At 61.6% G+C, this 22,089-nt stretch carries 24 protein-coding genes; 10 read left to right on the top strand and 14 right to left on the bottom strand.

Annotation, left to right across the window (positions count from 1 at the left end):
- The first annotated feature begins 1 nt into the window (after nt 1).
- A complete protein-coding gene (locus ASILVAE211_RS18250; protein ID WP_227322789.1) occupies nt 2-994 on the top strand; it encodes an ABC transporter permease in 993 nt (330 codons plus the stop codon).
- Between the two features lie 14 nt (nt 995-1,008).
- Nucleotides 1,009-1,293, top strand: coding sequence for a YciI family protein (locus tag ASILVAE211_RS18245; RefSeq protein ID WP_227322788.1), 285 nt, complete (start codon nt 1,009-1,011; stop codon nt 1,291-1,293).
- Between the two features lie 20 nt (nt 1,294-1,313).
- Here ASILVAE211_RS18245 and ASILVAE211_RS18240 read toward each other — a convergent pair whose 3' ends face one another.
- The gene (locus tag ASILVAE211_RS18240; RefSeq protein ID WP_227322787.1) at nt 1,314-1,847 is read right to left on the bottom strand and encodes a hypothetical protein; all 534 of its coding nucleotides are present in this window, start codon (nt 1,845-1,847) and stop codon (nt 1,314-1,316) included.
- A gap of 95 nt (nt 1,848-1,942) precedes the next feature.
- On the opposite strand from ASILVAE211_RS18240, the gene ASILVAE211_RS18235 reads away from it, so the two are divergent.
- On the top strand, nt 1,943-2,239 hold the full coding sequence (locus tag ASILVAE211_RS18235) for a putative quinol monooxygenase (RefSeq protein WP_227322786.1): 297 nt from the start codon (nt 1,943-1,945) through the stop codon (nt 2,237-2,239).
- Nucleotides 2,240-2,281: 42 nt separating this feature from the next.
- On the opposite strand, the gene ASILVAE211_RS18230 is transcribed toward ASILVAE211_RS18235, so the two are convergent.
- A complete protein-coding gene (locus tag ASILVAE211_RS18230) occupies nt 2,282-2,971 on the bottom strand; it encodes a GntR family transcriptional regulator (RefSeq protein WP_227322785.1) in 690 nt (229 codons plus the stop codon).
- Nucleotides 2,972-3,100: 129 nt separating this feature from the next.
- Between ASILVAE211_RS18230 and mdcA the strand changes: the two genes are divergently transcribed.
- The 7 genes from mdcA to ASILVAE211_RS18195 are packed head-to-tail and all read left to right on the top strand — an operon-like array spanning nt 3,101 to nt 9,087.
- Nucleotides 3,101-4,747 (top strand): malonate decarboxylase subunit alpha, encoded by a 1,647-nt coding sequence (mdcA, locus tag ASILVAE211_RS18225; RefSeq protein WP_227322784.1) that lies wholly within the window; start codon nt 3,101-3,103, stop codon nt 4,745-4,747.
- Nucleotides 4,748-4,756: 9 nt separating this feature from the next.
- Nucleotides 4,757-5,071 carry a malonate decarboxylase acyl carrier protein gene (gene mdcC, locus ASILVAE211_RS18220; protein WP_227322783.1) on the top strand — a complete coding sequence of 105 codons (315 nt, stop codon included), beginning with the start codon at nt 4,757-4,759 and terminating at the stop codon, nt 5,069-5,071.
- Nucleotides 5,068-5,985, top strand: a complete 918-nt coding sequence (locus ASILVAE211_RS18215; RefSeq protein WP_227322782.1) for a biotin-independent malonate decarboxylase subunit beta — start codon at nt 5,068-5,070, stop codon at nt 5,983-5,985. The genes mdcC and ASILVAE211_RS18215 overlap by 4 nt, the downstream gene beginning before the upstream one ends.
- Nucleotides 5,972-6,688, top strand: a complete 717-nt coding sequence (locus ASILVAE211_RS18210) for a biotin-independent malonate decarboxylase subunit gamma (RefSeq protein ID WP_227322781.1) — start codon at nt 5,972-5,974, stop codon at nt 6,686-6,688. The genes ASILVAE211_RS18215 and ASILVAE211_RS18210 overlap by 14 nt, the downstream gene beginning before the upstream one ends.
- A gap of 4 nt (nt 6,689-6,692) precedes the next feature.
- Nucleotides 6,693-7,322, top strand: coding sequence for a malonate decarboxylase holo-[acyl-carrier-protein] synthase (gene mdcG, locus ASILVAE211_RS18205; RefSeq protein ID WP_227322780.1), 630 nt, complete (start codon nt 6,693-6,695; stop codon nt 7,320-7,322).
- Nucleotides 7,319-8,161, top strand: coding sequence for a triphosphoribosyl-dephospho-CoA synthase MdcB (gene mdcB, locus ASILVAE211_RS18200; RefSeq protein ID WP_227322779.1), 843 nt, complete (start codon nt 7,319-7,321; stop codon nt 8,159-8,161). The genes mdcG and mdcB overlap by 4 nt, the downstream gene beginning before the upstream one ends.
- Entirely contained in the window at nt 8,161-9,087 is a 927-nt protein-coding gene (locus ASILVAE211_RS18195; RefSeq protein WP_227322778.1) for an ACP S-malonyltransferase, read from the top strand. Before mdcB ends, ASILVAE211_RS18195 begins: the two co-directional genes overlap by 1 nt.
- A 42-nt stretch (nt 9,088-9,129) precedes the next feature.
- Here ASILVAE211_RS18195 and ASILVAE211_RS18190 read toward each other — a convergent pair whose 3' ends face one another.
- The 12 genes from ASILVAE211_RS18190 to ASILVAE211_RS18135 form a co-directional block, all read right to left on the bottom strand.
- Nucleotides 9,130-10,485 (bottom strand): sensor domain-containing diguanylate cyclase, encoded by a 1,356-nt coding sequence (locus ASILVAE211_RS18190; protein ID WP_227322777.1) that lies wholly within the window; start codon nt 10,483-10,485, stop codon nt 9,130-9,132.
- Between the two features lie 3 nt (nt 10,486-10,488).
- On the bottom strand, nt 10,489-11,268 hold the full coding sequence (locus ASILVAE211_RS18185) for an alpha/beta fold hydrolase (RefSeq protein WP_227322776.1): 780 nt from the start codon (nt 11,266-11,268) through the stop codon (nt 10,489-10,491).
- Nucleotides 11,269-11,403: 135 nt separating this feature from the next.
- Entirely contained in the window at nt 11,404-11,907 is a 504-nt protein-coding gene (locus tag ASILVAE211_RS18180) for a DUF4142 domain-containing protein (protein WP_227322775.1), read from the bottom strand.
- 186 nt (nt 11,908-12,093) lie between these two features.
- Nucleotides 12,094-12,657: a flavin reductase family protein gene (locus ASILVAE211_RS18175; RefSeq protein WP_227322774.1), complete on the bottom strand. Its 564-nt coding sequence runs from the start codon at nt 12,655-12,657 to the stop codon at nt 12,094-12,096.
- A gap of 51 nt (nt 12,658-12,708) precedes the next feature.
- A complete protein-coding gene (locus ASILVAE211_RS18170; RefSeq protein WP_319799597.1) occupies nt 12,709-14,706 on the bottom strand; it encodes an acetyl/propionyl/methylcrotonyl-CoA carboxylase subunit alpha in 1,998 nt (665 codons plus the stop codon).
- Nucleotides 14,703-16,928 carry a 5-oxoprolinase/urea amidolyase family protein gene (locus ASILVAE211_RS18165; RefSeq protein WP_227322773.1) on the bottom strand — a complete coding sequence of 742 codons (2,226 nt, stop codon included), beginning with the start codon at nt 16,926-16,928 and terminating at the stop codon, nt 14,703-14,705. Before ASILVAE211_RS18165 ends, ASILVAE211_RS18170 begins: the two co-directional genes overlap by 4 nt.
- Nucleotides 16,928-17,653 carry a 5-oxoprolinase subunit B family protein gene (locus tag ASILVAE211_RS18160; protein ID WP_227322772.1) on the bottom strand — a complete coding sequence of 242 codons (726 nt, stop codon included), beginning with the start codon at nt 17,651-17,653 and terminating at the stop codon, nt 16,928-16,930. The genes ASILVAE211_RS18165 and ASILVAE211_RS18160 overlap by 1 nt, the downstream gene beginning before the upstream one ends.
- A gap of 90 nt (nt 17,654-17,743) precedes the next feature.
- On the bottom strand, nt 17,744-18,502 hold the full coding sequence (locus tag ASILVAE211_RS18155; RefSeq protein WP_264478958.1) for an amino acid ABC transporter ATP-binding protein: 759 nt from the start codon (nt 18,500-18,502) through the stop codon (nt 17,744-17,746).
- A 25-nt stretch (nt 18,503-18,527) separates the two neighbouring features.
- Entirely contained in the window at nt 18,528-19,148 is a 621-nt protein-coding gene (gene ehuD / locus ASILVAE211_RS18150) for an ectoine/hydroxyectoine ABC transporter permease subunit EhuD (RefSeq protein WP_456304497.1), read from the bottom strand.
- Nucleotides 19,149-19,223: 75 nt separating this feature from the next.
- Entirely contained in the window at nt 19,224-20,066 is an 843-nt protein-coding gene (locus tag ASILVAE211_RS18145) for a transporter substrate-binding domain-containing protein (protein ID WP_227322770.1), read from the bottom strand.
- A gap of 131 nt (nt 20,067-20,197) precedes the next feature.
- Nucleotides 20,198-20,812 carry a DUF1989 domain-containing protein gene (locus ASILVAE211_RS18140; RefSeq protein ID WP_227322769.1) on the bottom strand — a complete coding sequence of 205 codons (615 nt, stop codon included), beginning with the start codon at nt 20,810-20,812 and terminating at the stop codon, nt 20,198-20,200.
- A gap of 158 nt (nt 20,813-20,970) precedes the next feature.
- Entirely contained in the window at nt 20,971-21,936 is a 966-nt protein-coding gene (locus ASILVAE211_RS18135) for a GntR family transcriptional regulator (protein WP_227322768.1), read from the bottom strand.
- Nucleotides 21,937-22,089: the final 153 nt, after the last annotated feature.

The following is a 22,089-nucleotide window of genomic DNA, read 5'->3' as shown; positions in this document are numbered from 1 at the left end:
GATGTCCCAGTCCCAGCCCGCAGATGACAGAACGATACAAGCGAAACCGGGCTTCGCGGAACGGCGGGCGGCTTTGCGGCGCAGCGTGCCCCTGGCCGTGCTGATCCTCCTGGTGGGTTTGAGCGCCATCATCGCGCCCGGCACTTTGTCGCCTGCCGCCCTGAACGGATTCATATCCGATGCCGCTCCGCTGATGATCCTCGTCATCGGCAGCACCATCCCCATCCTCACCGGCAGCATTGATCTGTCGGTCGCCGGCATCGCCTCCATCACCGGCGTCATGCTTGTGGTGCTGGCTCCCATCTTCGGTCCCTGGACCTGCATCGTCGTGATTCTGCTCGCTATCCTGTTCGGCGCGTTTCAAGGCTGGCTGCATGCCTGGCTACAGATCCCGTCCTTCATCACGACGCTCGGCACGCTCAGCATGCTATCCGGCCTGTCACTTCTGCTGTCCAATGCGACGGCGCAGCCATTACCGGACAGCGACCCCATCATCAACCTTCTGGGTGATACAAGTTTCGATATCCCCAATACCGGCTTCGCCGCCTTGGCGCTGGTGGCGGTCCTGGCCGTCGTGATGCGCTACACACGGATCGGGCGTGATCTTTTTGCCCTTGGCGCCGGGGAACGCGCGGCGCTGATGTCAGGCGTTCGCACCGTCCGGCTGCGGAGCTTTGCCTTTGCAGCCTCGGCCGGATGCGCGGCTTTAGCCGGGCTTGCCCTGGTGTCGGTAACGCAATTCAGTTCACCTACGCTGGCGGGCAATCTGCTGCTGCTATCAATCGTCGGTGTGGTTTTGGGCGGCACTGCCATATCGGGCGGCGTCGGCGGATTATGGGCCGGCGTGATCGGCGGGCTCATCACGGCCTGGCTGCGCGTGGCCACGGTGCTGATCGGCGTGAAACCCACCGGCCAATATATCGTTTTTGGTATCATGGCGCTGATCGCTGTTTTCTTGACGACCGATCGTACCAAGATCGGCATCATCAAATAAAGGAACTTTCAGAAATGCTCTTCGCCATTCATTGCCTCGACAAGCCTGATGCCTTGCCACAGCGCCTGATACATCATGCGGCGCATCGTGCCTATTTGGCAGAAGGCCATGCCCGTCTCGTCGTCGCCGGCCCGCTTCTCTCAGATGACGGTGAGACCATGCTCGGCAGCCTGTTCCTGGTCGAGGTTCCTTCGCGCGCCGCCGCCGAGGCTTTTAACGCGCACGACCCTTTTGTGAAGGAAGGTATCTGGGAGAAGGTTGTCATCCGTCGTTTTGACAAAAAAACTGATAATCGTTAGGTCAGAAAATGGAGCCAGCCTTACATGACCGCTTGAATAAGCGGACCTTCGCTGAAAAGGACGGCAGGCAGGCGCTGCACAGAGCCCCTCTGCAATTCAGACCATGTTTGCAATGAAATCCGATGAAGATTCCATATCGGTGGTACTGCCAATCCAACCGTTGCTCCCTCGAGAAGCACGGAAACGGTTGGCGCCAGGTAATAAAAACATGCGTGACGCGCCATCAACAATAGCGGTGGCGGCGATGACGGGAAAGAACCCGCATGGATCAGGATAACACCACCAATCGTCGCACAGTTTTTGAGTGTCAAATTGTCTAGCATCTCGACAAGACAGGGAAGATGACCCGCTTCCGTCGTCCATGCGAATTCGACCCGATTTGCCCAGAAAGGCGGTTGCAGGCGCGATGCGTCTGCGGGCTGACGCAGCACGGTGTAATCCTGGGCCAAGATATTTGGCCGGGCGGCCAAAAAAGTCTCAATCTCAAAACCGATCACCGCAGGTGCGTTTGCTCCCATGTCAAGGTTGATCGCTGTATCCTGGATCGTTGCCATTTCCTCCCGCCTTCCGAAGGTTTGCGGTTTTATTTTTTCTTACGTTACAGCATAGTTTTCCATCGCAACAGAACTCATATGAAAACAAATCCAATATGACAAAGCCGATTGACATCCTTGCCGTTCTTCCCCTGCGTGCTGGGTATGAGAACGACATATTTGCCGCTGCCATGCGCTGCGCTCTGGAAAGCCGAAAGGAAGCGGGTTGCCTAATGTATCAACCTTACCGATCACAGGGTGACCATCCAAAACTCGTTTTCATTGAGCGCTGGCACGATGAGTCCGCCATTGCCTTTCATGAAAACACCCCCCATTTCAAAGCCTTCATAGCCTTCACTGAGGGGAAGCTTGCGAACCCGCCTGAGATTCTCCGACTGGATGAGATCGCATGATCAGCCGCAAAATCGGAATTGATCCGACCCCGGCCAGGCCCGTCAGGTGTGGAGTTCCAGATAGCGCCGCAGCGCGATTGCCGCATTCGACATATGGGCGCGCATGCGGCGCGACGCAGTCTCTCCGTCGCCTTCAGCAATTGCAGCAAGGATCGCGCCATGCTCAGCGATCGAGCGCGCAAGCCGGTCTTTGTACCGCAGTTGCGTGCGCCGAAAGGCGTTAAGCCGGCCACGCAGGCTGATCGCCTGTTCCGCCAGGAATGCATTATGCGTCGCCTGATACAAAGTCTCATGAAAGGCCGCGTTGATGCCGTCATAGGCATCGACATCCTCCGCTTCGGCTGCACGGCTGGCCTCATCGTGCAATTCGAGCAGTCGGCCGCGCTCAGCAGGCGTCATGCGATAGGTTGCAAGACGGACGCAAAGCGCCTCAATCTCGGCAACGGTTTCAAACATGTCCATCACACGTTCCGGCGTCACACGGGCCACCACCACGCCGCGACGCGGGCGGATATCGACGAGGCCGGAGACGGCCAATTGTCGCAAAGCCTCCCGCACCGGCGTCCGCGATGCTCCGAAACGGTCAGCGAGCTGCTGCTCGTCAAGCGCGGTCCCGGGTTGTAGGTCACCCGCGGCAATCTCGTCCGTCAATGCGTTCCGAATACGCTCCGACAGCAATAACGGGCCATCCAAACCCGTTTCTATCGCCTCACTCTCTGTATGCCCGGCCATCGCCCATCCCCCACTTCGTATGCAATGCTCCCCTGTAAAGAGAGTAATGCCGATAACAATCGACATTTTCGGAATTTATGTATACATAACGTCCAGAGAAAGCCAATCATGCATACAAAGCGAATGGCCATGACGAAATGGAACGAACAGCGGGCCGCTCGAGCGGATCGTATTTCTGCCGGACAAGCCTATGCGGACGGGAAAATGGTCCCGGCCGGCCGCCTGACCGAATTTTTCGAGACCGTCATCCGGTCGGGTGACCGCGTCTGCATCGAGGGAGACAACCAGAAGCAGGCCGATCTGCTGGCCAAGGCCCTGGCAAATGTCGCCCCTGAACGGATCCACGATCTTCACATGGTGCAATCCGGCGTTGTCTTGCCTGAGCATCTCGATCTGTTCGACAAAGGCATTGCAAGGCGACTGGACTTTTCCTATTCCGGCCCGCAATCGGCGCGTATCGCGCGCATGCTGTTCGGCGGCCAAATAGAGCTCGGCGCGGTTCACACCTATCTCGAATTGTTCGCGCGCTATTTCATCGATCTGACGCCCAATGTGGCGCTGATTGCCGCTGTCTCCGCTGATCGCGAGGGCAATCTCTATACAGGGCCCAATACGGAGGATACGCCGACGGTGGTTGAAGCGACAAGCTTCAAGGATGGCCTCGTCATCGCCCAGGTGGGGGAAATCGTCGACCGCGTGCCGCGCGTCGATATTCCCGGTGACCTCGTGCATTTCGTGGTCGACGCCAAAGCGCCTTTCTATGTTGAGCCGCTGTTTACCCGCGATCCGGCGGCCGTGACCGAGACGCAAATTCTGACTGCCATGCTGGCCATCAAGGGCCTTTATGCCCCCTACGGCGTCAAACGCCTCAACCATGGCATCGGCTTCAGCACCGCTGCGATTGAGCTGCTTTTGCCGACCTATGGCGAGGCACTCGGCCTCCGCGGCAAGATCTGTTCTCATTTCGCGCTCAACCCGCATCCCACGCTCATTCCGGCGATTGAAGCCGGCTGGGTGGAGCAGATTCATTGCTTCGGCTCGGAAGTGGGTATGGAGGATTACGTCGCGGCCCGCTCCGATGTCTTTTTTACCGGGCCGGACGGGTCACTGCGGTCCAACCGAGCCTTTTGCCAGACCGCCGGGCTCTATGCCTGCGACATGTTCATCGGCTCTACGTTGCAGATCGACCTTGCAGGCCATAGCTCGACCGTGACAACGAGCCGCATCGCCGGCTTCGGCGGCGCACCGAACATGGGCTCTGATCCGCACGGCCGCCGCCATCCGAGCGCGCCATGGCTGCAAGCCGGTGCGGAAGCCGATAGCACATCTCCTGCACCGCTGCGGCGTGGCCGTAAGCTCGTCGTGCAAATCGGGGAGACCTTCGGCGACAAGAATGTACCGCTCTTCGTCGAACAGTTGGATGCGCTGGCTTTGGCGCAGAAGCTCGGCCTCGATCTTGCTCCCGTCATGGTCTATGGCGATGACGTGACCCATATCGTCACCGAGGAAGGCATCGCCAATCTTCTTCTCTGCCGCACGGTAGATGAGCGCGAACAGGCCATTCGCGGCGTCGCCGGCTATACCGACATCGGGCGGCAGCGCGACCGCAAGATGGTCGAACGCTTGCGCGAGCGGCGCATCATTCAGCGCCCCGAAGACCTTGGAATCAATCCTCTCGATGCGGATCGCAGCCTGCTCGCGGCACGCTCGATCAAGGATCTCATGCTGGCTTCCGGCGGTTTGTATAAGCCCCCCAGCCGTTTCCGAAATTGGTAGGAGGCACCGATGGAACAACTCTCCTTCACGCTAAAAGCCCCCCGTCCCGCAGGCGGCTCGCGATGGCAGGCCATTGCCGGCGTGGTTGCCTCTGGCAATCTCGAAGTCCTGGTTGAACGGATGGAAGACCAGAACACTTGCAGGATCGACATTGCAACCGCAGCCCATGGTTTCGGTGCTGTTTGGGAAGCCGTCATCGCTGATTTCGTCGCCCGCGGCACGGGCGGCCTGCGCGTGTCCATTAATGACGGCGGCGCCCGGCCCGACATGGTCGCGCTCCGCCTGGCCCAAGGTCTTCGCATGATCGAGGAGACTGAGACATGACCGCCCTGCCCCATCATAACGCCTCTACCAGCTGGTTCGAGGCGACAGCCAGGCAGCGTCTCGCAGCGCTGCTAGACCACAAAAGCTTTGCAGAATTTTTAGGACCGGAGCAGCGAGAGACTTCTCCGCATCTCGGTCTTTTCGATCTGCCCAGGCAATTCGATGACGGCATCGTCGTCGGGCGCGCCCGCCTGGACAACCGGCCCATTTTCGTCGCTGCCCAGGAAGGCCGCTTCATGGGCGGTGCCTTCGGCGAAGTGCATGGCGCCAAGCTGACCGGCCTTCTCCGGGCAGCTGGGATACATCGGCAGGATGTCGTGCTTCTTTTCGACACGGGCGGCGTCAGGCTGCAGGAGGCGAATGCCGGCGAACTCGCGATCAGCGAGATCATCCGGGCGATTGTCGAGGCGCGAATAGCAGGATGCTCGGTCATCGGTCTCATCGGCGGCCGCGCCGGCTGCTACGGCGGCGGTGGCATCATCGCCGGCTGCTGCTCGCATCTCATCGTGTCGGAACAGGGACGCATCAGCGTCAGTGGACCGGAAGTGATCGAGACCAATCGCGGTGTCGAGGAATTCGACAGCCGTGACCGCGCCTTCGTCTGGCGCACGATGGGCGGCAAACACCGCTATCTTATCGGCGGTGCAGATGATTTTGTGAATGATAACGCGGATGGTTTCCGCGCAGCGACGATTGCCGCATTAGCCAAGCGACAGCCACTGACGACAAGTGTGCTCGAGGCTGAGCAAAAGCGCCTTGCCAATCGTCTGGACCGCTTCGGGCAGGCGCAAGACGGTATCGATGTCTGGACGGCACTCGGCATCACGGATCCGGTCGGCCTCCCGGGTAGCGCGACTGAAGCCTTCCTCGAACAGGCTTTGGATAAGCGGGAGAACGCAAATGGAGCGCGATGACATCCTCCCGAGGCTGTTTTCGGCGGGCCATTCCGTCGAACATCAAGGATGCCTGCTGTTCGGCGAAGGCACGCTTGGTCACACAACACCTGTGGATGTCATGGGCATCACTGGTGGCAGCGTGCTCGGTGCGGAAGATGCCCTGACGCTCGCGGGCAATGTGCTCAACCTCATCGGCAAAGGGATGCCGCGTCCTCTTCTTGTCCTGATTGATTCCGGCAGCCAGAGAATGAGCCGGCATGACGAGTTGATGGGGCTCAGCGAGTATCTCGCGCACTTGGCAAAATCCGTTCTTCTGGCGCAGCAGCAAGGGCATCGCACGATCGGTCTGCTGTATGGTGGCAGCGCCGCGGGTGCTTTCATCGCCACCGCCCTGGCCTGCGACACCCTTCTGGCCTTGCCAGGCGCTCATCCGGCGGTGATGGACCTGCCTTCCATGGCGCGCGTCACAAAACTGCCGATTGAGCGACTGCAAAAGATGGCAGAGGTGACGCCGGTCTTCGCGCCGGGTTTGGAAAATCTCGCGCAGACCGGCGCAATCCATCAAACCCTCGATCCGATAGCGGACCTCGCCGACCAGATTCTTGCGGTGATCGGCCAACCCACCGGCCGAGATAACCGCGGCACCCTGGGTGCCACGCGCGGCGGCCGTCCCAAAGCTGCCGCCGTCGCGGCGCGGATCGAAGCACTGGCATCGGCCTGACAGCATGCAGCGGCGCCATTGGATGCTGACCCCAAACCGGAATGCCTGGGCAGGATTGCTGGCAAGACGGCCAGATCTTGCCTCGGAACCGCTGGTCGCGGCCTGGGCCGAGCGCGGCTTTCCGCTGGTCCTGCGGCGGCCGCTGGAAGACGAGCCGCCGGGTGAGGTACCGCTCGGGCTACCCTTGCCGCCCGGCCTGGGCAAAAGACGCCTCGCGCTGACCTTGCCGGAGCGGGACATCGTGAGCATCCAACCGCCGCCGCGCCTTGCCGCCGCCGCCGCAACGGCGCCAGCGGCATGGCAAGGAACCATCGCGGCTCTGCTGCGGCTTGATGCCGGGACGCGCTGCTTTGGAAGCCTCGCTTGGCACTATCTGACAGGTCTTTCCTATCTCTCGCCGGCCTCCGATCTCGACCTTCTCTGGGAGCTTCCCGCCCAGCCAAGCAGCCTGCTCGATGGCATCGCCGCTATCGCAGGCGCGGCACCGATGCAGATCGACGGCGAGGTCCAGGGTTCTTCTGGTGCGGCGCAATGGCGCGAACTGCACGCATCGTGTGACCATGTCGCTGTCAAGAATGACACAGCGGTCGTTCTGATGGCCAAGGGCGCGTTCCTGGCGTGTGCACCATCATGAGCCTTACGCTTGCGCACCCGGCCTTCAAAACCTCGTCCGAATCGCTTGGTGCCTGGGCAAGTGCCTGCCTGGTCGCTGAACTGGAAACCTATCCAAAGCCCGGCTTGGTCAGCCATCGCGACCAGGGTGCGCATCACGACATGAATGCTGCCCTCCTGCGCCTGAGCGCGAGAAGTCTGGAGCCGTTTTTTTCTCATCTTGCGGCGGCCGGGGCTGAAGATGCCGACCTGGATCAGCTGCGCCGCATTGGCATCGTGGCCGAGCAGGCCATGCTGCGCGCGACCGGTGGGGTGAATACGCATCGCGGCGCGATCTTCGGCTTGGGGTTGCTTTGCGCTGCCATGGGGCTTCGGCAGGCACATAGTAACATCACCCTCCGGCTCGGCGAGCTGGTAGCCTTCAGATGGGGCATGGCGATCGCCGATGCGCCGGCGAATATGGCCAGCAACGGCGCCATCGTTGCGCGCCGCTTCCGGGTCGGCGGCGCAAGAGCGGAAGCCGTTGCAGGCTTCCCCTCGGCTTACGCCATCGCCCTACCCGCCTTGCGCGCCGGCCGGCGAATGGCGCCCGAGAATGCCGAAGCCGAGCGAATACAGGCCTGCATGGCTTTGATCGCACAGCTGGATGATACCAACCTGCTCCATCGCGGTGGCGCCACAGGCCTCGCTTTCGCGCAGGACGCGGCGACCGGCTTTCTGGCTGCCGGCGGCATCGCCGCACCGGATTGGCACCGGCGCGCCGAAGCCATTCATGCCGCATTCGTCGCCCGCAACCTCAGCCCCGGCGGTACCGCCGACCTATTGGCAATGGCGCTCTTCCTTGATCCTCTGGAGGCGTGATGCTGGCTCTCCTCTGTGGCGGTCAGGGTCTTGTCTCGCCGCATATGTTCGATGTGACCACCGACGCGCCCGCTGCCGCACCCGTTTTCGCAAGCGCGAGCCACTTGTTGGGTCAGGACCCGCGCCAACTTGTGCGGAATATGGCGGCCGAGGCGTTGTCCTCCAATCGCCGAAACCAGATTTTATCCGTCACGGCCGCATTGGCCACTTACGCGGCGATTGCCGACATGCTGCCAGAAAATTTTATAGTGACGGGCTATAGTGTCGGGGAAATGGCAGCCTGGAGCATCGCTGGCATTTGGAGCGTGGAGCAGGCCCTCAACCTTACCTGTCGACGCGCCTGCATCATGGATGAAGCTGGGCTGACGCCCGGACGATTGGTCTATGTGCGGGGTTTGACACGTTCCGCCGTGGAAATGCTTGCGGCCCGGAACGGGGCCGAGATCGCCATCATCAACCCAGGCGATCTCTTCGTGCTGGGGATGGCAGAGGACAATGTACCGGGCTTTTGTCAGGCTGCCGCGGCGGCCGGCGCCGTGAAGGCCGAACCGCTCGCCGTTCATGTCGCGGCACACACGTCTTTGCTGCAAAGTGGTGTCCTACCGTTCATGGCGCGCTTGCGCGAAAGCGCGCCGGCAATGCCACAGGAGGGTCGTATCCTGCTTGCCGGCGGCAATGGATCCCGTGTTTTCAGGGTAGACTCTGCAATCAAGGGATTGGCCGCGCAGATTGCGACGCCAATCGACTGGGCCGGCACGATAGAGGCTCTCGCTGAATACGGGGTAGATACGGTCTTGGATCTGGGCCCCGGAGCGGCGCTCGCTCCGATGGTCAACGCGGCCAGATCAACTTTTAATGCCCACGCCGCGGCCGACTTTCGTAGTTTGGAGGGCCTGCGGTCTTGGCTCAGCAAACAATCAAATTGACTTAGACAGCGAAGATAGCGCTGCTGACAAAACCGACAGACTCTAATCCAGAACGGCGCGATCGCGGCCATCACGCTTGGCACGGTACAGCCTGTCATCGGCAAGCTTCAAAAGAGCTTCCAGACTACGTGGGGACGCCTGGTCCTCAGCCTGGAAAGCGGCACCGCCCAGGCTGATGGTAATGGAAATAGGCGTCTCGCCAGAGGTTGTGGGCTCAGCCGAAATAGCCGCCCGCAATCGTTCGGCGACGGTTTTGGCTTCCTCGGCGCTTGCGCCGGGTAGCAGCACGGCGAATTCCTCACCGCCGATACGCGCAATCATGTCGCGCGACCGCATGCGCAATATGGCCTGGCATCGCGGCGCCAGATCGCGCAGCACGGCATCGCCGGCCGCATGGCCATGCTGGTCGTTGATCGACTTGAAGTGATCAATGTCGAGCAGCAGCAATGCCAACCGGCCGTCCGCACCCTTGCCGGCATAGGCCCGCTGCACGGCAGCATTCGCGACATCGAAGAAGCGCCGGCGGTTGGCGAGGCCCGTCAATACATCGGTATCCGCCTTGTGTCGCAGCTCCTCTTCCAGCCTTTCCCGTGCCGTGACGTCATGGAACAGCCAGATACGGCCATTGCGGCCATGGCCAAGAATGGGATGGGTGTCAACTTCGATATGCTGGTCGGGTCCAGCCCAAACGGTGGTCGAGGAATAGCCCAGATCCTGTTGCAGCGGTGCATAGACGGCCGCCAGCGAGTCGTGGTTATGGCAGCGATCGCGCAGACCGCGCATCTGAGCGCCGACCTGGCTGGCATCGGTCTCCCCGGCTGGCACGTCGAGCAAGGCCGCCGCCCGCTGGTTCACCAGGGCCGTCGTCGTATCGCCGTCCAGCACGACGATGCCGGTCGGAACTGTTTCGAACAGATCATGAAATCGGTCGCTGGCCAATTTGCGATCCAGAATATCATGCTGACTGGCCATCATCTGCCCGAAAGCCGCCTGGAGCAGATGGACGCTGCTGCCGATCGTCTCACGGAAAGGACATTCACAAACGCGGGCCCCATTCGCGAGCCAGACGAGCAGCACGCCGCTTCGCTGTTCCTCGGCAAAGGGACATGCAACGAACAACACCTGCTGCGCTGGCCGGTCGAAAGCCAAGAGAATGGCGCTCGGCACGGCGAGGCCAGACACATCCCGCGGACCGTCGGACCAGTCGATCGTCTCAAGCCGGGCGCGCCCAAGGGCGAAAGGCTGCGGTAGCGGCCCAGGATCGGAGGCCAAAGGCACGGCCAGCCCATCGGCACCGGCCTGGAAGGCGAGAGCGAAATCAGCGCCCGCCGCCATACGCGCAAAACTGGTCAACGCGCCAAGGCCCGTGACCTCTCGCTCGGCATTCTGCATCGCCATGGGTCAGGCATTGCCCATGATGGGCGCGAGGCGGCGTTCCAGCACGCTGATGACTTCATCCGGCGCTGTCATATGCGGCAGATGCCCTTCAGCGTTGAGAATATCGATGGTGGAACCGTCGATCGCTTTGTGCAGCCAAGTGGCAACTTCCTGCGGCACAGCCAGGTCGCGCGCCGTCTGCAGGATATGGGTCTGCCGCTCCAAACGCTTAGCCACCGCCCGCATATCCGACTGAAAAATGGTGCGCGCGGTGGCGAGCGCGATATCCGGCCGGATCTGGAACAGGGTGCGAGAGAATTCGTCGATAGCCTTGTTATCCGGCACCCCGACGACAGCCGGGGCAAACCCTGCGCCCCAGGCCTGGAAATTGGTCGCCATACCGTCAAAGACGGAATCAAGATCAGATTGCTCGAACCCACCATGATAGTCGGTGTCATTCAGGTAGCGCGGCGAAGCGCCGATCATGATGAGCTTGGCAAAAGCATCCGGTTCGGCCACGGCCGCCGCCGCGCCGATCATGCCGCTGACCGAATGGCCGATATAGATGCAACGCTCGATTTGTTGACTGGCGAGCAGGTTGAGAAGATCGTCGGCGAAACCGAAAAGCGTGCCATGGCGGCGGAAATCAAACGTCTTGGCGCCATCCGGCCCAGCCCCCGCGAGATCGTATGAGATCACGCGAAAGCGGCTTTCCAGCCAAGGGCGAATGGCCGACCAGGCCGTTTGGTCCGTCCCAAAACCGTGGGACAAAATGACGACTGGCATTGGCGAGGCTAGCGTCAAATCCCGAACTCCTGGTTGGCCTATCTATCTGCAAATTATGCCCTTCATCCAGGGTTTGGGAAGCATTTGCTTCTTCACCGCGCGCTTTGTCTCAACCTTTGTCGCCGGCTGATCTTATGCCCGGCCTGGGCGCGATCAAGGTCCGACAGCGTCCAGTTCTCCGATATGACGCAAAACGATCCGGTGCGTCTCGGCCGCGAAGGCCCGCAATTTGGGGTCTGTGCCGGTTTTCGCTTCCTGCGCGAAGGCCGCGCCATCCTTGGCATGGATCGCCTTCATGTCACTCAAATACCGCGTGTCGAAGGCTCGCCCGGACAAGGATGTGAGGGCATCCAGCTCCTGCTGAAACTGGGTGTTCAGGGTATCGGGGAAGGAAACGCCGGCGGCCGCCGCGATGTCCTTCAGTTTGGCCCCGACCAGCGCATGATCATGCGCTTCGGTGGCACCCTGGTCCCGAATATCCTGCGTCATTCCCAGCTTGGCTCCCGCCTGACCAGCGGCCACTTCAAACATGCCCCCCTGGCTGACGGCCGCGATAAAGGTCCGGTCAGCAGCAGAGACTGTATCTGCCGCAAAAGCCGCCATCGTGGTGACACCGATTGCGGCAGAGGCCATCGCCGCCAGTAGGATGTGTTTCACCTTGGTCTCCTCGCGTCACAGTGACGTCTCGTCTCAACTGGGGCCGCAAGCAACTTATCCAATGACAAAGAAAATCAGGAAATCGTCATGTCTTTTCTAGTGAAATTTGCTTAGGTCTTAAGAACGGCCCGGCATCGGCGGCAAAGCAGCGATCCGGCGCACTGGCCGTTCGAGACCTCATTTTTCCTAAAGCATGCCCGGCTGTAACAGTGACCGCCGGCTGATGGTCTTGCCGGACACCATAAAAACACCATCGCCAGTATAATGCAGTGTTTCGGGTTGCTTTGGCGACTTTGCAATTTGCGCCGCAACGACTTCGAAAATGAAGAAGTTGTATTGATCGACCAGGGCGCCATCGGCCAGCCGGCACTCAAAATGCGCGTGACACTCCCCGATCAGCGGGGCCTTGACCCGCTGCGCCGGCAGAGGTGTCAGCCCAAAATGCGCAAACTTGTCGATCTCGGCACCGCTCGTATTGCCGATACCGACAACCTCATCCGTCAATGCAGTGGTCGGCAGATTGATCACGCATTCTCGGCTGGCCCGTATCAGATCAAAACTATGGTTGCCACCGGCGATGATGCAACCGATGAGCGAAGGTGTAAACTCCATGACCGTGTGCCAGCCCATGGTCATGATATTACGGCTGCCCGCATGAGCGGAGGAGACCAAAACGATCGGCCCAGGCTCCAGATAGCGCCGGACCTGTGACACCGGCAGATCGATTTTCTCTTTAAGTTTCGCTGCCATCGCCACCGCTCCCTGTGCAGAGCGATTCTATGGCGCGGGCAGCGCGCCGTCTCAAACCACTTTCAAGATAGGGGCATCAACCGCCAGCGTCTCACCGACCTTCGGATAGACTTCGGTCACCAGACCGGCCTTTCGGCAGGTCAGGACTGTCTCCATCTTCATCGCCTCGATCACGGCCAAGGGCTGGCTTTCAGCGACCTCATCGCCCTTCTGCACCAAAAGCTTGGTGAGCAGACCGGGCATAGGCGCGCGCAGGACAGTATCCGCATCATCCTCAACCGCCTGCGGCATAATGGGGAAAAGATCCCAGGCGCGCGGCGCCCAAACCGCCAATGTCGCGACGGCACCGGCATGGCGCAGTGTCCACCCGGCACCGCTGGGCGTGATCTGCAAGCTGATTGCCTGGCCGCCAACGCGGCCGGACCAGATGGGTGCGGGCGCCCACCAGTCACTTTCAACCGAAAGCGCCCCACCGTCCTCGAAGGTGACCGTGACAAGGTCGGTTCCCGTCGTCGTCACGCGCCATGCCGATGCCCCTGTGACAACGACACGCGCCTGCGGCCCAGCGACCGGCAGCCGACCCGGCCGGCCCCGCCGCGCCACGTCCAACCGATGGCAATTGGCGGCCAAGATCGCGACCATTGTCCGCGCCAGCGCGCCCGCAGGCGCGGGTTCCGGGATCGTCTCACCGAATTCCTCGGCGATCAGCCCTGTCGAAAGCTGCCCTGTCCGCCACCGGTCAAGGCCCATCAACTGGGACAGGAATGCCAGATTGTGCCGAATGCCGCCGATGGCGAAGCGATCCAGCGCGTCGGCCTGAGCCGCAATGGCTTCAGCCCGCGTCGGCGCGTGGGTGATTAGTTTCGCGATCATCGGATCGTAATAGACCGAGACCGTATCGCCTTCGACGAGGCCGGTATCGACCCGAACCGTTACACCATCGACGGCGCCTTCTTCCGGCGGCAGGAACGGCAGCACACGACCGGTGGAGGGTTGAAAGCCGCGCGCCGGATCCTCGGCATAGATGCGCGCTTCGACAGCCCAGCCATTCAGCGTCATATCCGATTGCGCGATGCGCAGGCGCTCGCCGGCCGCGATGCGGATCATTTCCTCCACGATATCGATGCCGGTGACGAGTTCGGTCACCGGATGCTCGACCTGTAGGCGCGTATTCATTTCCAGGAAATAGAAGCTGCGGTCCTGCCCGGCCACAAATTCCACCGTGCCGGCGGAATCATAGGCGACAGCCTGCGCCAGGGCGATGGCCTGCGCACCCATCTCCGCCCGCGTCGCGTCATCCAGCAAAGGTGACGGCGCCTCTTCCAGAACTTTCTGATGGCGACGCTGGATAGAGCATTCGCGCTCCCCCAGATGGATGACAGTGCCGTGCTTATCGCCCAGAACCTGAATTTCGATATGCCTTGGATTTTCGATGAACTTCTCGATGAAGACCCGATCATCCCCAAAGGACGCGGCCGCTTCCGACTTTGCGCGCGCAAAACCCTCTTCCACTTCGGCGGCTGACCGCGCAATACGCATGCCTTTGCCGCCGCCACCAGCGGACGCCTTGATCATGACGGGATAGCCGATGCCGTCCGCAATCTCGGCGGCATGAGCTGGGCTTTCGATCACGCCGAGAAAACCCGGCACCGTCCTGACACCGGCGGCTGCCGCCGCTTTCTTGGACTCGATCTTATCGCCCATGGCGCCGATCGCCGCCGCATTGGGGCCAATGAAGGTAATGCCGGCCGCCTGAAGCGCTTCCACGAACGCCGCACGCTCGGACAGAAAGCCATAGCCGGGATGCACCGCCTCGGCGCCGGTCTGTCGGCAGGCGGCAATGATGGTCTCGACCGAGAGATAGGATTGGCTTGCCGGTGCCGGGCCGATGGCAACCGCCTCATCCGCCATGCGGACATGCAGCGCGTCCCGATCCGCTTCGGAATAGACCGCGACGGTGGCGATACCCATGCGCCGCGCGGTTTTAATCACCCGGCAGGCGATCTCGCCGCGATTAGCGATCAGAATTTTGCTGAACATCCTGCTCATCGGCCCAGCCCTGCCAGAAGCCAGCGTCTGGTGTCGGGCGGGGGAATCGTCTCGCCGATTTGTGGCCTGGCCGAAGCCCAGCGATAGGTCTTGCCCTGGCCGATGCCCATCAGCGCCGCGACGGAAGCGGGCAGATTGCGTGTCAGCAGCGTGACGCGCGGTGGCGCGAATAGCGCCAAAGCGCGGGACAGAGCCGCTGCATGGTAGAGCAAGCCAGCCTTCTCCTGCGCAGGGCCAGGCATCAAGCCCGGGCAATCCACAATCGTCAGCAGCGGGATGGAGAGTGCGGCGCAACGCTCCACAAAGCGCGTGGCCTTGGCGAATGCGGGCACATCCAATACACCGCCGAGAACCGCCGGCTGATTGGCCAGCACGCCCAGTGTTTCGCCGCCAATGCGCATGAAACCCGTGACAAGATTGGCCGCACCTTCGGCGGCGATTTCCATAAATCTGCCGTCATCTGCCACAGCCGCAAGAATGTCCCGAACGTCGTAGGTCTCCGTCAGCCCAAGCGGCACCAGCCGATCCAGGCGCGGCGCGTCACGGCCTGCGTCGCCAGCGGGCATCGTCCCGTCATCCGGCAGCATATCGAGCAGATCCCGCACCCGCGCCAGCGCCGCAATGTCATGCGGCACAAGGTCCACCATGCCGCCCGCAGCGGCATGGATCAGCGCCCCGCCGATTTCGGCGCCAGACAGAATCTCATTGGTAACGGCCTGCACCAGATCAGGGCCGCCACTGGCGACAAACCCCTGATCGGTGGCGACGATCATGAAATCCGCCATGCTCGCCACAAGCGCATCCAACCCCGTGCTGGCCCCCAGAACCACTGCGAGACGCGGAGCGGCACTTGGGCGGAAAGCCGCTTGCAACGCGACCATGGCGGCCAGGGTTTCTGCATCCTCGCCCGGCGCGATTGCCCGGCCGTCAAAGAACAGAACCAGCGGCACGCTCTCCGCCGCTGCCCGCTCAATCAGACCAGCCAAGGCCCGCATCTCATTTGCAAAAAACGCGCCCTGGCGAACCGCGGTATCACGCGACACGGCATAAATCTGTCTGCCATCCACATGACCCTTGGCCAAAATCAAAGCTGAAGGAGCCGCATCCTGAAGCGGCTCCCATTGCGCATCGTCGAAGAGCACGTCCAGCCGCTCCTGGGCCGTCAGCTTGCCCGCCGCATGCCGCTTTTCCACCGTCACAGCCGAATCCGGAACGTCCGGACCGCCATCGGTCAGGTTCAGCCCCAGCAAGAACTGGGAAGAAAATTCTGTGCGCCGCAGCGGCGCGATAGGGATGGTGCTTTCCAGCCGCTCCATCTCCGCGCGCCGTGCGGCCACCGCATCAGCAATCGTTACAGACGCAAAGCGGAAGCTTGTCCCGGCCCGCGCCTGAGCCAGCCGTCCGAGATCGACCCCGATAACGGTCGCGATTTTGGGATAGCCGCCCGTCGGCTGGCGATCGGCCATCAGCACAATCGGCTGTCCCTCGCCCGGCACCTGGATGGCGCCCATGGCAACACCGTCCGAGACGATGTTGAAGCCTTCCGCATGTGTCAGTCTCGGCCCTTCCAGGAAATAGGCCATGCGGTCGCCCTTGGTCGACAGCGTCCAAGGCCCTGCGAGGAAGGCTTCGATCTGGTCCGGCGCGAAATAATCATCCTGCGGACCCAGCAGGACGCGAATGACCTCACTGGGCCGATCCAGCCAGGGCGCTTCCAGAATGCCGGATGCCGCGTCCAGCCTACGCGGCTCGGCGATGCCAAGACCGTCGCCTGCCCTCAGCGCACGGCCATCCAGGCCGCCGAAACCTGACCGCGTATGGGTCGCGGTCGAGCCCAGCATGGGCGCGACCTGCAATCGGCCGGCAAGCGCCACGTAACACCAGGCACCCGCAGGGCCGGCCGTGATCTTGACCTTGGACCCGACATCCAAGCGCAGCAGCAAGGCGGGCGGAAGACGACGGCCATCCAACGTAATCGTGAAATGGCCGCCCGCGATGGCAACCGTGAGGGCTGCATTTTCGACCGTGAATTCCACACCGCCCAGCCCAACCTCGATCGCCGTACTGCCCGGCGCATTGCCGAGCGCGCGATTGGCAGTTGCGAAGGCCAGCGGGTCCATCGGGCCCGCCGGGGTGACGCCGAAGCGCAGATAGCCCTGCCGCCCACCATCCTGCAAGGTGACACCGGGACCGGCCATCAACACGCGCAATACCGGTTCCATCAGGCTGCGACCTTCTGCGCAATCGTCTCGCCTGCCGCCGCCCGGGCCTCCAGCGCATCAAACGTTGCTATATCAACTGGATCGAATCGCAAAATGTCGCCGGGCTGGATCAGGAAGGCTTCCTCCCGCGCCGGCGCGTAGAGACGCACGGGCGTGCGGCCCATCACATACCAGCCGGTCGGCATCGGGAAAGTCGCCACACCGCACAGCCCGCCGCCGATCATGACCGCGCCTGCGGGATGCGGCGGGCGCGGCGTCGGGCGGCGGGAGATCGCAAGCTCCGGCGCCAAACCGCCAAGATAGGCGTAGCCCGGCGCGAACCCATACATATAAACACGGTAGCGGCCGGCGATATGGAGCGCGATAGCCCTGTCCCGCGTCAGGCCCAGAACGCCTGCCGCCTCGTCCAGATCCTCGCCATAGGGCAGATTATAGCAGCAGGGGAGAGCCCAGGTCTGTGGCGCAGCCATGCTGCCGGCCGGTATCGCCAAGGCCTGCCGCACCTGCGCGACAAGATTGGCGCGGTCAAGCACAAGCGGGTCGTAATGGACCATCAGCGACCGGTAGGTCGGTACCAGTTCGACTAGGCCGGCTATCTGTCCTGCCGTCAGGGCCGCGTCCAGAGCCAGCACCGTGTCATTGGCGGCAGGGTCCACCTCGCGACCGAATTCGATCACCAGCGCGGCTTCGCCGGCATCCAGGAAGCGGGGTTCGGGATACATCATTCTGCCGTCATACTTTCATTCCCTTGCCACCCGATCCTGCGGCCGCAGGGCAGACTGTCAATGCCGCCGGGATCGGAGACCGGTCAACGCCTAGTGCTTGAGCACGCGGGAGAGAAAGGTCTTGGTGCGTTCCTGCTGCGGATTGTCGAAAAGCTCGGCCGGGGGAGCCACCTCCAGCACGCGGCCGTGATCGATATAGACGACGCGATCAGCAACCTCGCGCGCAAAGCCCATCTCATGCGTGACGACGATCATCGTCATGCCTTCGCGTGCCAGGCCGCGCATCACCTCCAACACTTCACTGACCATTTCCGGGTCCAGCGCCGAGGTCGGCTCGTCGAACAGCATGACGCGCGGCTCCATCGCCAGCGACCGCGCAATCGCGACACGCTGCTGCTGGCCACCGGACAGCTGGCCGGGATATTTGTGGGTATGGTCCTGCAAGCCGACGCGTTCCAGCAGACGGCGTGCCGTGGCCTCGGCTTTTGCCTTATCCCATTTCCGTACCTGGATCGGTGCTAGCGTCACATTCTCCAGCACCGTCTTATGCGGAAACAGGTTGAATTGCTGAAAGACCATGCCGACCTCGCGGCGGATGTCTTTCAGCTCGGCCATATTGCGGCGGCTTTTACCTTCCGACGGCGCCAGCGAAAACCCGTCCACATCGATCGACCCGGCGCCGAAGCGCTCCAGCCCGTTGATGCAGCGGATGAGCGTCGATTTGCCGGACCCGCTGGCACCAATAATGACAACCACCTCACCCGTGCCGACCGTCAGATTGACATCGTGCAGCACGCGGACGGAACCGTAGGATTTGCTGAGATCCTTGACCTCGATAATCGGTCGCATGGTTTTTACCCGATCCTGCATGGCGTCACCGCGACGCGAGCGAGCGGTTGGACCGCCGCTCAAGCCAACGCACGCCCATGCTGGCGGGCACGCTGATCGCGACATAGATCACGAAGATGACCGAATAGATCCGCATATAGCGGAACGTGTCCGATGCGATGAGCTGCCCCTGGAACATGAGCTCGGCAATCGAAATCGTCGAGACCAGAGCGGTATCCTTGAACAGCGAGACGAAATAATTGCCCGTCGGCGGAATGACGATGCGCCAGGCCTGCGGCAAAATGACAAAGCGCATGGTCTGTGCGCCGGACATGCCGAGAGATTCGGCCGCCTCGCGCTGGCCCTGGCTCACTGCCGCGATGCCGCCACGAAAAACCTCGCTGAGATAGGCACCATAATTGATGCCCAGGCCCAGCAGGCCGGCTTCGACCGGCGTCATCCTCAAACCGAAAACCGGCAGCACGTAGTAGATATAGAACAGCTGCAACAAGAGCGGCGAACCGCGAATGAGTTCCACGAAGGCGACGACAGGAGCACGCAGCCAAAGACTATGGCTGATCCGCCCCAATGCCAGGATCAGCCCCAGCACCAGGGCTATCGCCATGCCGCCGAACGTCATGCCGACCGTCAGGCGCAGGCCTGTCAACAGCTCGGGCGCCCAGCTTCTTAAATCGCTTAGCACTGTGCCGAAACCTCCGTGGAACGCACGATTTGTCGTCTATTACAGCGAGAGGAAGAAGCTGGTCGGCGTCAGGCCCCATTTGGTGAAGATCTTGGCTGCCGTGCCATCAGCCAGCATCGTCGCATAGGCTTTGCTGAAGCCGGCCAGGAAGGCATCATTGCCCTTGGTCACACCGAAGGCGCAGGCGGACCCTGCCTTGTCGGCCGGCTTATAGTCGGCCACCAGTTCGAAGCTCAGCGCCGGGTTCTGCTTCAGCGCATAGGCCGACAGGCTGCTGTCCACGACGCCGGCATTCAAACGGCCCGCCGTCAGATCGGCGAAGACGTTCTGAATGGTGGGGTAAAGATGAATGTCGATCGGCTTGCCGGCCGGGCAAGCCGCGCTCGCCTGCTTCAGCTGGTCGACATAGGTCGTGCCTTCATAGGTGCCGGCGCTATGGCCGCAGAGGTCTGAGAGCTGATGCAGATTGTCCGGATTGCCCTTGGCAACGTCCAGCGCTTCCGGATTGTAGAAGGTGTTGCTGGTGAAATCGATCACCTGGCGGCGCTTGGCCGTCGCATAGATGCCGTCACCGATCATGTCGATGCGGCCAGCCTGCAACGCGGGGATCAGGCTGCTGAACGGCATGGCGACGGCACGAACGTCAGCCTTGACGCCCATGAGCGGCAAAGCCGCACGCAGCAGATCCGGCAAAGCGCCGACGGCTGCCTTGGTCTGCGGATCGATATAAGCCAGCGGCGCGTCGTTGGACGTGCCGATCGTCAGCACATGCGTGCTGTTGAGAGTGGACAGCAGATCCGCCGCCTGAGCCTGCACGAGGGCTGCCGTCGACATCATCGCGGAGAAGGCGAGCATTGCCGCAAAACGGCACTTTCTGATCATGGTCTCAAATCCTCTGATTTCGGTAAATTCAGGCTTTTTCAGGAAGCGCCGGATCGGCGAGATAAACGACCGTGCAGCCTGCTATCGGCAGGTTTTGCAAGGACCACGCCAAGCCGGAAGACCTTGTCGCGTCACTCTTCGACGACGTAGTGAACCTCACGCGGCGTCTTGTCACCGTTGATCGTCGTGATGTCCTGAGGACAGGACGACATCACGACAAACACATCCATTTCCGCGCGCAACCGGATAAAGTCACCCGGCTTCGTTTCCGGCACAAGCCGCGACAATGTGCGGTCGGCATGCACGGGCACGTTCATGAAAATATTGAGCGCCGCCGGCGTGAAAGGCACCGCAAGACCGGCATCGGCCAGTCCTTCATGCATATTATCTTCGCAGTTGCGATGATAGCCGGTGCAGCCAAGCTGCTCGTAGAGCTGGCGGTTGCAGGGGCAGAGCAGCGTGTCATGAATGCCGGGTGACGTATCTTCGGTAACATGAAGCATCGGCCGGCGGCGGTTCGACATGCAGGAATCGCCCACTGCCACGGTAATGCGGCTGTTGACCGACCGGGTGTGGTCCATCGACATGAATTCGCTGGGGTCATCGGCATTGAAGGCCCAGGTATCCACAACCTGGGTACCATGCAGGCTGATGATCCTGATGCTCTGCCCCCGCGCCACATGCACGGCCTTGCCATGCGCGGCTGGAACCATGCCGGGACCGATTTGCGAAGCAGTCGTCATCATCAGCCTCTCTGCGGAGCGGCCCTCGCGGGCCGGGCGTGGGACTATCGAAAGCGGCCCATCGGCCCTCACAAGGTCTAGCCGTGTGAATTGTATTTAGTCAACATTTCAATACAAGATCACATCCTGATCATTCTGCCCGATCCTTAGGCAGTCCTTGCTCACCGATGGCGCGAGGCCGTCAGCAACGGATCGTCCTGGCGATGGCGCATGGCGTTCGTCAAATGCTTGCGCATGAGCGCTGAGGCCTCCGCCAAGTCACCCACGACCACGGCCTCCATGATGTCGAGATGCTCTTTTAGCCAGACTAACACCCGCCCCTCATCCGGAGCGTCGCGGTATTCCAGAAGTTGACGCAGGCGGTTGTGCTGCGTCACCCCGGAATGGAAGAACGGATTACCCCCGCAAAGCGCCACGGTTTCATGAAAACCGGCATCGACCTTGAAGGCGAGCCGCGCCGTCCGCTCCTGCGCCGGCAGGCTGAGCAGCCGGATATGCTCATCCCGGCAAGCCCTGATCAGATCCCGCCTGACAGCGAAAGTCGGTAGCAAGGGAATCTGCGGCTCCGTCGCCAGTCGGTAGGCATAGCTTGCCAGGCTCGCGTCATTGGTCAGCAGGAAAGGGTTGAATTCCCAAGCACCGCTCTTGCCCGAGACGATGACGCGTTCTTCGCTCAAGGTCTCAATCACACGGCGGGCCAGCCGCGCACTGACGCCGTATTCCGCAATGACGTCCTGCTCGGAAAAGGTCTTGGGCAGCGTCCCGCGCAGATGGTCGGTCGCCACGCGCTCGAAGAGGGTGTCTTCGTCGAAAGCCGGGAAATCGAGGCTGGCCACGAAAAGCGCGCGGGCCGGACGCGTCAGAAAATAGCCGCGATGGGCATGTTTTTCGACCAAGCCCTCCGCATGCAGATCCATCAGCGCGCGACGCACCGGGGTTCTGGAAACCTGAAGCGCATCCGCCAGCCCCTGTTCCGTCAGATGGGCACCCGCTGGCAGGTCTTCGGTCACGATATAGCTGAGCAGACGCCGGATCAGCGGCGCCTGCCCGTTTTCGAGCGCGGCCCCACTGGCGGTCTTCACCTTGCCCGGCGGCGACAGGCGTGCGTCGGTCTGATCAGACGTCATGGTCGTCCATAAAAGGGGTGGTCAAGGTCGGCCATTCATTGTACCAATTTAACTATCGAATACAATCTAGAGTTTGATCGCTACCGCCGCTTCATCATAAGCCATCCTCGCTTCAGATAGAGTTTGCGCCTCTCACAGGAGGCCAAAATTCCG

It is taken from the genome of Acidisoma silvae (assembly GCF_020618775.1).
Taxonomy (GTDB): Bacteria; Pseudomonadota; Alphaproteobacteria; order Acetobacterales; family Acetobacteraceae; genus Acidisoma; species Acidisoma silvae.
Note: the sequence above shows the minus strand (reverse complement) of the source record. Positions and strands in the feature narration are given on the sequence as shown.